This window comes from Flavobacterium undicola, assembly GCF_009909155.2.
GTDB lineage: Bacteria > Bacteroidota > Bacteroidia > Flavobacteriales > Flavobacteriaceae > Flavobacterium > Flavobacterium undicola.
In genome coordinates this window covers 187980-200056 of sequence record NZ_JAAAPM020000001.1, presented here as the reverse complement: position 1 = coordinate 200056, position 12077 = coordinate 187980, and the positions used below count along the sequence as shown (strand labels likewise).

Sequence of the window (12077 nt, the reverse complement as noted above, 5' to 3'; positions counted from 1 at the left end):
ACGGAATTATTTTTTCAAAGTTGCTTTTATATTCGCCATCAATTTCGTTCCGCCATTTTCCAGAATTTCTTTAGCAGAATAAAATCCTAGTTTTTTCCATTCTTCGATAGGAACCACTTTGTTGATTTCGATTTTTTCTTTTCCGTCCAATGAAAATAAAACGCCATCAAAATGGATGGTGTCTTCGTCTTCATTGTATTTTGCTAAAGCACCAATAGGAGCGGTACAACCACCTTCTAAAGTTCTTAAAAATTGGCGTTCGATATAAGTGCAAACTTCCGTTTCAATATCATTAAGATGCGAAAGTGCATCCAGAGTATAATTGTCATTTCCCATAGCAACTACAAGCATGGCACCTTGTGCTGGTGCTGGAATCATCCAGTCCAAATCGATATAATCGCTCGGTTTTAAGTTGATTCTTTCCAGTCCGGCAGCGGCAAAAACAGCTCCGTTCCAGTCGCTTTCCTGTAATTTTTGCATTCTTGTATTTACGTTTCCGCGTAAATCTACTACGTTATGATTTGGGTATTTGTTCAGCCATTGTGCCTGACGACGCAAACTTCCAGTGGCGATAGTTCCATTGGCTTCCAGGAAATCAAGATTGCCTTTGTGAACTAAAATATCTAAGGTATTGGCTCTTTCTAAAACAGCTGCCTGAACGATTCCGATAGGTAGGGCAGTAGGAACGTCTTTCATCGAATGTACTGCAATATCCACATTGCCGTTAATCATGGCGATATCTAATGTTTTGGTAAAAATTCCAGTAATTCCTAATTCGTAAAGGGGTTTGTCAAGAATGATGTCGCCTTGGGATTTTACAGCTACAATCTCGGTTTTATAACCTAAATCGTTTAATTTGTTTTGAACAGTATGTGCTTGCCATAAAGCGAGTTCGCTATCTCTTGTACCTATACGTATTGTTTTTTCTGCCATTTTTGTTTTTTAAACTAAAATAATGTTACCATTATTTATTTTTTGAACCATTAAGAAATTAAGTTTCATTAAGGTTTGTTTTAATTTTCATCTAATATTGAAAAATATTCATTTACAAACGGTTTCAATGATTTTGTTATGTTCGTTGTATTAAAATTAATCAATAACCCTTGAGGTTTTTGTAATATTTTCATGTAAGTTAATAACTGTGCTTCATGAACGGGTAATATATTTTCAACTGATTTTAATTCAACTACAATTAAGTCGTTTACTAACAAATCTATTTTTAAATTAGATTCTAATTCTAAATTATCGTATTCAATTTTAACGATTAATTGTTGTTTTACATCGTAACCGTTTTTTTCTAATTCATATTTTAAACATTGTTCATAAACACTTTCCAAAAGACCAAGACCAAGTTTTTTATGCACTTTTATCGCATAACCTGTGATTTCAAAAGATAAACTGGTGATTTCTTTCTTAGTCATTATACTTAATGTGCTATTGATTTAAAACTAAATGAATCTTAATTTCTTAATGGTAAAATTTCTTTATTTAACCAACGCTTCAATTTTAAACACTTTTTCAATCCATTCGATACTTTCATCCACCATCGTATTTTCATCTTTCAGGTGATTGGCAAAATGAGTAGTGATTTTTTGAATGATTCTATTGCTTATAATTTCGGCTTGTTCTTCGTTAAAATCGGCTATTTTTTTACTTTGGAAATCCAATTCTGAATTTTTAATATCGTTCAGTTTCGCTTTCAAAGCGTTGATAGTTGGAGCAAATTTACGTCCTTTAGTCCAAGTCTTAAATTCGTCTTTTATTTCTTCGATAATGACTTCAGCAGCAGGAATGTGTCTTTTTCTGTTTTCTAAAGTTTCATCAGTCATTTGAGATAAATGATCCATATGAATTAAAGTAACACCTTCTATTTCGGTTACATTTTCATTCACGTTTTTAGGAATCGATAGATCTAAAATCAACAATGGTTTTTTAAGATTCAAAATGGCTTTGTCTACTGTTGGATTTTGTGCTCCTGTAGCCACAACTAAAACATCGGCTTTTTGTAATTCTAATTGCAAATCAGAATAATCTTTAACCACCAAATCCAGTTTCTCCGCTAATTTTTCGGCTTTGTCTTTGGTTCTGTTGATTAAAGTGATTTGTTCGTGTTTGGTATGTTTTACCAGGTTTTCACAGGTGTTTCTACCAATTTTTCCTGTTCCAAAAAGTAAGATATTTTTATTGGCAATATCTTCTACATTTTTGATGATATATTGAACTGATGCAAATGAAACTGAGGTTGCACCAGAAGAAATTTCAGTATCTGTTTTGATTTTTTTACTCGCTTGAATTACCGAGTTTACTAAACGCTCCATGAAAGTGTTTACTAAACCATAAGATTTACTTTGGTTGAAAGCATTTTTTATCTGGCTGATGATTTCGAAGTCACCTAAAATTTGGCTGTCTAATCCTGTTCCCACTCTAAACATGTGATTGATAGCTTCCTGATTTTTATAAATATAGGCTACTTCTTGAAATTCAGGAACTGAGCCCTGGCTGTTTTCACAAAGTAATTTGATTAATTCATAAGGATGATTGGCAAAACCATAAATTTCAGTTCTGTTACAAGTTGAAGTGACAATCAATGATTCAATCCCTTCGGCTTCAGCTTGCATTAATAAAATAGATTGTGCCTTGGCGTCTAAGCTAAATTTACCTCTGATCGTTGCATCTGCTTTTTTATAACTTAAACCTAAAGCGTAAAAAGTGGTGTTTCTGGACATGTTAAAATTTTCCATATTATACTTTCCTTAAAAAGTTCAACAAAATTATTATTAACTATTTTATAAAAACAACGCTGTAAGTTCTTTTTGTATCGCTTAGAGATAAATTGATTCAAAATAGTAATTACAAAATCGATTATATTTAAAAATAGAGCAAAATCAGGTGTTTTTTAGCTGTTTATGTAGATTTGTTCTAAATAACAACATCGGTTGATTTCAATATTATATACGAAAAAATATCGCTTAGGGTTCTTGAAAAGTGTTATTAAAATAACTTTATAAAACACTTTTTTAAATTATATAACAACTGCATCCAAAATTTGAGTATCCGAATTAAATTGAGTTTTAAATAAAAACGCTACCTAAAATCGGTAGCGTTTTTAATCTAAAAACAGTATTATTTTTGAACAATAGGAGTTCTCAATGATTCTAATACCACAACAATATCAGCATATAATTCTGTGTTTGAAGCAACTCCATTAGTATTTGCCGCAGCACCTACATAACCTTCAAATTTAGTGTAATCTGCATTGCTGGATTTTGTTCCCATACGAGCGTTTGTCGCTGGATTATGAGCTGCTACCATGCTCAAGCCAGAATAAGTATTTACTGCATTTGTTCCTCCAGTATTGTATGAGAAGAAATCAGTTAAATTATCTACTAGTATCGCTAATTTAGTAGTGTTGCCAGCTCCAACTTCTGCTAAAACCGGGGCAAAATGTGCGCCAAGGTTTCCAGATGCATTTGATTGAACATCAGCAACTATAAGTCCTACAGTAGAGTTTACCACTTTACGGAACGATAAACGTCCTTTCTCAATCATTTGCCCTGAATTGTCAGGGTCAGCAACCATAGTTGTTCCACCTAAACGGCTGTAAATTGAAGCTTTTACTGGTGCTGGATCATCATCATCGTTGCTGCAAGAAGTAAATGCAGCCGAAGCTAGTAGTAATACACCAAGGGTGATTTTTGAATAATTTTTCATAATAATTGAATTTAAGGATTAATTAAAAAATTGATTTATTGATTTAGATAATTTATAGCTGAAACTATTTTGATTCATTGGGCAAACTTCTTTGCTGGCCATACTTGCCAGCAAAACGTAACGTTTAGCCTCATAAGCTCTCTTACTCATCAACTCATTGAAAACTTTTTCAGAATTCGTGATTTTATTATTGTGGAAATACACTACGACGTTTCTTTTGACAATAATAGAATCAGAGGTTAAGCCTTTGATGGTTCTTAAGTCGGTACAAATTTGTTTGGCTTGCAACGAATCGATATTCGATTTAAAATCGATTCGACTTACTTGTAAATTTGCATTTTCATACACTGCTGGTTTCGCGGTAATAATGTGAAAAAGTAAAATGGCAATAAATAATACGCCAATTCCCACTACAACAATTACTACTTTTTTGACTGTCTTATTCATTTTCATAATTTTTTAGGTTCTGAAAATTATTTACGAGCGTTTCTTCGGTATGGTTTTACAATTTTTGCGAAAAACATTAATTTAGAATTGTTTTAAATACTAGCGCGATTAGAATTAGTTTTAAAAGAGTGATTTTTTTAGAAAACTCTTAGCAAATTGAATCCAAAAAACACATCGCCTTTTGTCCAGTCACCCGTTGTTTGGCCTAAGAATCCCGCCTCATGGATGCCTTGAGAACTGGTAAAATGCATCTGGAAAACGTGTCCACCAGTATCTAAATCAAAACCGATGGATAGTGGATTTTTATAAACAGAATTAGAAGCTCTATTTAAATGGGCTGCGTAATCAATATTTAGTGACCAGCGTTTCGACAACTTATAACGACCTCCAATTCCGATAGCGTATTGCGTATTATCTTGTTGGACATTGTCAACAAAATTTTCGTGAAAGAGGGTTGGCGCTAATTCCAGAGATAATTTTTCGGAGTATTTTCTAGAAATCAATAATTGTTGAACATAAGTAAATCGATCATTAAAAGTTAATTTTGGATACAGACTTTCTTTCAGTGTATTGTTTATGGCTAAGCTTGTAAAACCTGCAATGCTTACTGGAAAACCATCTGTTGTTTGATTGATCAAAGTGTATTTTGTAGAAAAATCATAGGCTAATTCGCTTCTGGCTCCACTAATAGTTAACCAATCGGTCAATCCATAGACAGATTTTAGTTGAGTGTTGGCGTTGTCTAATCCAAAGAAACCTTCAAAACCATCTTTTACGGAGCCAAATCGATGCGCTACAATAAAATACAAATCGCCTTTTGCGGCTAGTTTAGTCGATTCCAAATTGACAATTTTTAAACCTTTAAATGCCGCCGATACTTTTTCTTTTCCGGAAATAGTATCGATTCCTTTTAATAAATCTTCTTGCGAAAATGATACTAATGGAAGTAATAATAAGAGTAGAATGAGCTTTTTCATAAAATATAATTTTGGTTTGTTAGTAAGTAGTTTTTTAGCGAATAATGGAACTTTGATCCATTTTGAATTCTTCTAATAATTCGTCATAGCCTAAAAATCGGCCTTTGATTTTTAGTGTTTTGCCTGAAACGATGTCTTTAGCTAAGCTGTCATTGAACGTTGCAAATACCGTATTGTCCAGGACTAAAGCTTTGTTTTCGGTATCAACTGCAGTTATTTTAGCCGTTAGTTCAATGGTTTGGTCTTGGTATTTGGCGAAAGCCAAACTATCATTGGAAGCAAACTCCTTTTTTAATTCGGGAATGCTAACTACATAAGTAGCTTTTTCACTGCTGATGTCTCTATGATCTTGATAAGTATAGCGATAGATTGCAATGGTTGCTACTAATAAGATTAGAATTCCGTATCCTAATTTTTTGTTCATGATTTTGGTTTTTAAAGGTGTAATCTTATGTACGGTAAAAGAGAAAGATTGGTTTTTTTGAAAAAAGAATTGTTTGCTAAAAACTAGAGTGTGAGTTTCAACGTATATGATTCATCTGAGTGATACAATCCTTTTTTTAATCTTAAAATCAATCGTTATGAAACTCCAAAACCTTTTCCCTTTACTGCTATGTGCTAGTATTTTTATGGCTTGTACCAATGATAATCCAGAAACTTTGATGGAAGATATGCCGAATGATAATGCGATAACTTACCAACAAAATGTAAAATCTATTATCGACAATAATTGTATTTCCTGTCATGCTGCTACGCCTAGAAATGGCGCTCCAATGTCTTTAGTGACTTATGACCAAGTAAAAAATGCGATTCAAAATCGCGGATTACTCAATAGAATTTCGTTGAATAATGGCAATAGTTTATTAATGCCGCAAGGTGGTCCAAGATTACCGCAGGCAACTATTGATATTGTATCGCAATGGCAACAAGACGGATTATTAGACCAATAATTTTAAAACAGCAAACATGAAAAATAGTATAGTAGTAGTAATGGTGTTGATATCAAGTTGGGTATTTGCTCAAGAAAAAAAGATTAGTAAATCGGCAGTGATTACTTTTGAAGCTTCAGTACCTTCTTTTGAAGAAGTGAAGGCAACTAACAATAATGTAACTCTGGTTTTGAATACTAAAACGGGCGAAATAGCCAGTTTAGCTTTAATGAAAGGTTTTCGCTTTAAAATAGCTTTGATGGAAGAACATTTCAATGAAAATTATATAGAAAGCGATAGACATCCGAAAGCTTTGTTTAAAGGTAAAATAGAAGGATTTGATGTTACTAGTTTAACGCAAAAATCCAAAGATTTTATCATCAATGGAAAATTGGAACTTCACGGAAAAACGGTGGTTGTTAAAGCTCCTGCCAAAATAAGTCAGTCCAATTCTGGAATTAGTCTTTCGGTTGCTTTTGCTGTAAATGCCAGCGATTTTGATATTTCGATTCCAGCGGTAGTTAAGAATAAAGTAGCCAATAAAATTAATATCCAGGTCGATGCCGTTTTGAAATAAGGAGTTCAAAAGAATAAAGATTTTATAAATTTAGAGCGAAGTAAACAATAAACCATCAAAAAGATTTAATTTTGAAAGACCAAATGAGCCGTTTAATTAAAAACGGCGAGTGTAAGTTGAATTAAGTAAATCAAAAAAATGGAGGAAGAAATAAAGATTGACGACGATTTTATTTTAATTCGTTTTCAAAATAATACTGATGAGGTTTTAACTTTTCAACGTCCTGTGCAGTTGGGTTTAATCCAGTTTCATTTCGGTTTAAAAGGAAGTGCAAACTATATTTTTAATCAGGGAAATTATAACTTAAAACTCAACGAAGAGAAAGCATTACTTTTTTATAATACCGAAAAAGAGTTGCCTTTAAACGTCGAAATTGCTCCTAAAACCTGGTTGATTTCTATATTTGTTTCCATTCGAAAATTCCATGGATTGTTTACTAATGATGCCGAACATATTCCTTTTTTGAGCAAAGAAAATCAAGAAAAAAAGTACTATAACGAAAGCGATATCAGTCCGTCGATGGCTATTGTTTTGAATCAGATGTTTCATTACAACCTGAATCCTTCGATAAAAAACTTGTATTACAAAGGAAAAGGATACGAATTATTGAGTCTTTTTTTTAATCGAAATGAGGATCCAAATGCCGAACAATGTCCGTTTCTGGTAGATGAAGAAAATGTGTTGAAAATCAAAAAAGCCAAAGAAATCATTATTGCTAATATGTCTGAACCACCTGGTTTACATGAATTAGCGGATCAAGTGGGTTTGAATTTGAAAAAATTAAAAATGGGTTTCAAGCAAATTTATGGTGACACTGTTTATGGTTTTTTATTTGATTACAAAATGGATTATGCCCGGAAATTACTCGATAGCGGTTCTTATAATGTGAACGAAGTAGGTTTGAAAATTGGTTACAGCACTGGAAGTCATTTTATTGCCGCCTTTAAAAAGAAATTTGGAACTACTCCTAAAAAATATTTAATGTCGATAAATACTAATATGTAATTTAATTTAGGAAAATATAAATCAAAGCTTTTTCTATAAAATTTCAATTGCCTCCAGCTTTAGCTGGAGAGATAAAATGAGAATTATGTTAATTGGCTTTAGCCAAAAGATGATATTTCGGCTAAAGCCAATTAATATTTTGTTTAAATCTGAAGATAATTGAATTTAATAAAATGCTAAAACTAAATTAGTTCGTTAGTAACGAACCAATTTGAGAATTAATAAAATTAAGGATTGTTACCAGATGCGGAAACACTCAAAAAATTAATGGATTAGAAATTCTGTAATCGATTTTATATATCAAAATATAAGTAAAAAAATAACATTTATCATATTTCTAAAAAGTGACTTGTGCTACTTTTGACGAAAATTTAAACACACACAATGAAAGGCGTATTATTAGTAAATTTAGGCTCACCAGAAAGCCCTACTCCCAAAGATGTAAAACCGTATTTAGACGAATTTTTGATGGATAAATACGTAATTGACGTTCCGTACTTGTTGCGTGCCTTATTAGTTCGTGGTATTATTTTAAGAAAAAGACCTGAGGAATCAGCTCACGCTTACGCAAAAATTTGGTGGGACGAAGGTTCGCCGTTGGTGGTTCTTTCAGAAAGAATGCAGAAAAAAGTACAGCCTTTAGTAAACGTTCCTGTGGCGCTAGCGATGCGTTATGGAACAATGACCATCGAAAAAGGATTGCAGGAATTGCATGATAAAGGCGTTACCGAAGTATTGCTTTTCCCTTTGTATCCGCAATATGCGATGGCTTCGACTTTGACCATTTTATTGAAAGCAGAAGAAATTCGCAAAAAGAAATTTCCTCAAATGACATTTACTGATGTTCCTGCGTTTTATAACAAACCAGATTATATTCAGAATTTGGCTGATTCGATAAAAAAGAATTTAGAAGGTTTTGATTACGATCATTTGTTGTTTTCTTATCACGGAATTCCAGAGCGTCACATTCGTAAAACCGATGTGACCAAATCTCATTGTAAAATAGATGGTTCTTGTTGTAATACACCATCGCCAGCACATGAATTTTGCTACCGTCACCAGTGTTATGAAACCACAAAATTGGTAATAGAAAAACTAGGCATTCCAAAAGATAAATACAGTTTGACTTTTCAATCTCGATTAGCAGGCGACAAATGGCTGGAACCTTATACTGATATCGAAATCAACAACATGCCGGCAAAAGGCATTAAAAAATTGGCTGTAGTAACTCCTGCTTTTGTTTCAGATTGTTTAGAAACCTTAGAAGAAATTGCCATGCGTGCCAAAGAAGATTTTGAAGAAAACGGGGGAGAAGATTTCTTGGCAATTCCTTGTTTGAATGACGATGACGAATGGTGTAAAACCGTTGGAAATTGGATCAATGAGTGGGCAAAATAGATTTAAGATTACTGATTGTTGATTAACGATTTTAGATTTATACATAAATTTAAAATCAAGTTTACAGAATACAATATATCAGAAATCTAAAATCGTTAATCTGAAATCTAAAATTCTTTATGGAATATTATAATTACTTAAAATCCTTACATCTTATTTTTGTAATAACTTGGTTTTCCGGGCTTTTTTATATTGTTCGCTTGTTTGTGTACCAAATTGAAGCTGCCGCTAAACCCTCGCCAGAAAAGGAGATTTTGCAAAAACAGTTTAAAATCATGAGTTATAGGTTGTGGTATATTATTACCTGGCCATCGGCGATTTTAGCCAGTTTTTTTGCTTTTTGGATGTTGTTTTTTACACCTACAGGAAATGCCTGGTTACAAATGCCCTGGATGCATGTTAAACTTGGCTTTGTTTTTGTGTTGTATTTGTATCATTTAAAATGCCATCAAATATTTAAACAATTGCAAAATGACGAGGTAAAATACTCGACTAATTTCATGCGTTTGTGGAATGAAGGTGCTACCATCATTCTTTTTGCAGTAGTATTTTTAGTGATTTTAAAAAATGCTGTAAATTGGATTTATGGTGTAATTGGGATTGTATCATTTTCGGTTTTAATCATGCTGGGTTTTAAATTTTATAAAAGAATAAGAGAGAAAAAATAGTTATGAGTTATGGGTTATGAGTTGTAAGTTTATGACGCATAACTCATAACCTCGTGACTCACAACATTAAAAACATGCTTAGAATCTTCAAATTATCCATGCTTTCGTTGCGAGTTCGAATTTTTCTTTCGATGATCGTAGTGATAATTGTTTCTTCTGTTTTGTTAGCTTCTATTTCGATTATTCAGTTTAAAAATGAGGCTAAAGATTATCATGAAGAGCGTTTAGAACGTAAGGAAAATGCAGTTAAAGAACATATTAATTTTGTGTTGTCAACAACTACTTATCCACTTACGACCGAAAATTTAGAATTAATTTTTAAGGATAAAATCCACGAGTTGGCACATATTCATAATATTGAAATTAATATTTATGACCTTCATGGAAAGTTATTGAAATCGTCTAAAGAATCTTTTTCGGTAGATAAAATTTCGCCTCCTATTCCGGAATACATTCTTAAGCTCGTTCGTTCTTCGATTGAAAAACGCTATGTGGATATAAAAACCATAGACGGCATTAAAAACAGATCTTCGTTTACCCAAATCAAAGACGATAAATTCAAGCCTCTTGGTGTTTTAAACTTACCTTATCAGGAAGATGATGGCTTTTATGAAAAAGAGTTAAGTAGTTTTTTAATTCGTTTGGGGCAGGTCTATTCTTTTATGTTGATTGTGGCTTTTGCTCTGGCTTATTTTCTTTCGGCTTATATAACGAAGTCTTTAAAAACCATTTCGGATAAATTAAACGAAACGCGATTGAATCAAAAAAACGAAAAGATTTTACTCTCAGCCAGTAGTAAAGAAATCAATTTGTTGATTAGTGGTTACAACCAAATGGTGGATGAATTAGAAAAAAGTGCCATTAAATTAGCGCAAAGTGAAAGGGAAGAAGCTTGGCGCGAAATGGCAAAACAGGTGGCACATGAGATTAAAAACCCATTGACACCTATGCGATTGACGGTACAGAGTTTTCAGCGAAAATTCAATCCTGAAGATGCTGATATTAAACAAAAGATGAACGACTACTCCGAAACATTAATCCAACAAATTGATACGATGAGTGCTGTTGCTTCTGCTTTTTCGAATTTTGCTTCGATGCCAGCACAACAAAACGAAACCTTAAATGTGGTGGATGTGGTAGAATTGGCTTTAGATATTTTCAATGAAAATCATATTGTGTTTGAAAGTGATGCTCCTGAGATTATTTCCCTAATAGATCGTACACAATTAATTCGAATTATTACTAACTTAGTAAAAAATGCCATTCAATCCATTCCGGAGGAACAAGAGAATAAAATCATCTCGGTTTCGGTAAAAAAAGAGGGGAATAATGTTTTAATTCTTGTTCAGGACAATGGAATAGGAATTAAAACAGAGGATATAAATCGTATATTCGAACCTAAGTTTACTACCAAAAGCAGTGGAATGGGGTTAGGATTAGGAATTATAAAGAATATTATCGAAAATTATAAAGGCACCATTAGCTTTGAAACTGAATACGGAAAAGGAACTTGTTTTACAGTTTCTCTACCAATTATTAACTCTTAAATTAATACAATGAGCTACAAAAATATTTTGATTGCAAAAGAGCATAATATTGCAAGCATTACCATTAATCGCCCGGAAAAATTAAATGCTTTAAATAAAGTTACCATTCAAGAATTGCATCATGCTTTTTCAGAATTGGAACAAAATCAAGATACACGAGCTATTATTTTAACGGGTAGTGGTCAAAAAGCTTTTGTGGCTGGTGCTGATATAGCTGAATTTGCCAAATTTTCGGTAGAAGAAGGAATTCAGTTATCGGCTCAAGGTCAAGAAACTTTGTTTAATTTTGTCGAAAATTTAAAAGTGCCTGTTATAGCAGCCATTAACGGATTTGCCCTTGGTGGCGGATTAGAATTAGCCATGGCTTGTCATATTCGTGTAGCATCTGATAATGCTAAAATGGGTCTTCCAGAAGTTTCATTAGGCGTCATTCCAGGTTATGGAGGAACACAACGTTTACCACAATTAATTGGTAAAGGTCGTGCTTTAGAAATGATACTTTCCGCAGGAATGGTCTCTGCTGAGGAAGCCTATAGAACTGGTTTAGTGAATCATGTTGTTTCAGTAGATGAGTTAGTGCCTTTTTGTATAGAAATAGCTCAAAAAATCGTTAAAAACTCTCCAGCAGCTATTAGCATGGCTATTCATGCTGTTAATGCTAATTATAAAGAAGGAGAAAATGGTTTTGAAACCGAGATAAAATCCTTTGGAAAATGCTTTGGAACTGTTGATTTCAAAGAAGGAACTAAGGCCTTTTTAGAAAAAAGAAAAGCGGTTTTTACGGGAGAATAAGGGAAATGTTCAGTTTGCAAGTAGCA

Annotated in this window: 14 protein-coding genes; 7 read left to right on the top strand and 7 right to left on the bottom strand. The window is 32.9% G+C overall.

Annotation, left to right across the window (positions count from 1 at the left end; translation table 11 throughout):
* Positions 1 to 6: 6 nt before the first annotated feature.
* From hemC to GTZ96_RS00680, 7 genes are all read right to left on the bottom strand, one after another.
* Positions 7 to 933 carry a hydroxymethylbilane synthase gene (gene hemC, locus GTZ96_RS00710; RefSeq protein ID WP_161640459.1) on the bottom strand — a complete coding sequence of 309 codons (927 nt, stop codon included), beginning with the start codon at positions 931 to 933 and terminating at the stop codon, positions 7 to 9.
* Between the two features lie 80 nt (positions 934 to 1013).
* A complete protein-coding gene (locus tag GTZ96_RS00705) occupies positions 1014 to 1421 on the bottom strand; it encodes a GxxExxY protein (protein ID WP_161640458.1) in 408 nt (135 codons plus the stop codon).
* Positions 1422 to 1484: 63 nt separating this feature from the next.
* The gene (gene hemA / locus GTZ96_RS00700; protein WP_161640457.1) at positions 1485 to 2741 is read right to left on the bottom strand and encodes a glutamyl-tRNA reductase; all 1257 of its coding nucleotides are present in this window, start codon (positions 2739 to 2741) and stop codon (positions 1485 to 1487) included.
* Positions 2742 to 3123: 382 nt separating this feature from the next.
* Positions 3124 to 3711 carry a globin family protein gene (locus tag GTZ96_RS00695; RefSeq protein WP_161640456.1) on the bottom strand — a complete coding sequence of 196 codons (588 nt, stop codon included), beginning with the start codon at positions 3709 to 3711 and terminating at the stop codon, positions 3124 to 3126.
* A gap of 18 nt (positions 3712 to 3729) precedes the next feature.
* Positions 3730 to 4158, bottom strand: a complete 429-nt coding sequence (locus tag GTZ96_RS00690) for a hypothetical protein (protein ID WP_235972819.1) — start codon at positions 4156 to 4158, stop codon at positions 3730 to 3732.
* A 137-nt stretch (positions 4159 to 4295) separates the two neighbouring features.
* Entirely contained in the window at positions 4296 to 5135 is an 840-nt protein-coding gene (locus GTZ96_RS00685; protein WP_161640454.1) for a DUF5777 family beta-barrel protein, read from the bottom strand.
* A 34-nt stretch (positions 5136 to 5169) separates the two neighbouring features.
* A complete protein-coding gene (locus GTZ96_RS00680; protein ID WP_161640453.1) occupies positions 5170 to 5559 on the bottom strand; it encodes a hypothetical protein in 390 nt (129 codons plus the stop codon).
* A gap of 157 nt (positions 5560 to 5716) precedes the next feature.
* On the opposite strand from GTZ96_RS00680, the gene GTZ96_RS00675 reads away from it, so the two are divergent.
* From GTZ96_RS00675 to GTZ96_RS00645, 7 genes are all read left to right on the top strand, one after another.
* The gene (locus GTZ96_RS00675) at positions 5717 to 6085 is read left to right on the top strand and encodes a hypothetical protein (protein ID WP_161640452.1); all 369 of its coding nucleotides are present in this window, start codon (positions 5717 to 5719) and stop codon (positions 6083 to 6085) included.
* Positions 6086 to 6101: 16 nt separating this feature from the next.
* Complete coding sequence (locus GTZ96_RS00670; RefSeq protein ID WP_161640451.1) at positions 6102 to 6641, top strand: YceI family protein; 540 nt, start codon at positions 6102 to 6104, stop codon at positions 6639 to 6641.
* Positions 6642 to 6779: 138 nt separating this feature from the next.
* A complete protein-coding gene (locus tag GTZ96_RS00665) occupies positions 6780 to 7646 on the top strand; it encodes a helix-turn-helix transcriptional regulator (RefSeq protein WP_161640450.1) in 867 nt (288 codons plus the stop codon).
* A gap of 384 nt (positions 7647 to 8030) precedes the next feature.
* Positions 8031 to 9044, top strand: a complete 1014-nt coding sequence (gene hemH / locus GTZ96_RS00660; RefSeq protein ID WP_161640449.1) for a ferrochelatase — start codon at positions 8031 to 8033, stop codon at positions 9042 to 9044.
* A 119-nt stretch (positions 9045 to 9163) separates the two neighbouring features.
* A complete protein-coding gene (locus GTZ96_RS00655; RefSeq protein ID WP_161640448.1) occupies positions 9164 to 9712 on the top strand; it encodes a CopD family protein in 549 nt (182 codons plus the stop codon).
* A 131-nt stretch (positions 9713 to 9843) separates the two neighbouring features.
* Complete coding sequence (locus GTZ96_RS00650; protein ID WP_161640447.1) at positions 9844 to 11259, top strand: ATP-binding protein; 1416 nt, start codon at positions 9844 to 9846, stop codon at positions 11257 to 11259.
* A 9-nt stretch (positions 11260 to 11268) separates the two neighbouring features.
* Positions 11269 to 12051 carry an enoyl-CoA hydratase/isomerase family protein gene (locus GTZ96_RS00645; RefSeq protein WP_161640446.1) on the top strand — a complete coding sequence of 261 codons (783 nt, stop codon included), beginning with the start codon at positions 11269 to 11271 and terminating at the stop codon, positions 12049 to 12051.
* Positions 12052 to 12077 lie beyond the last annotated feature (26 nt).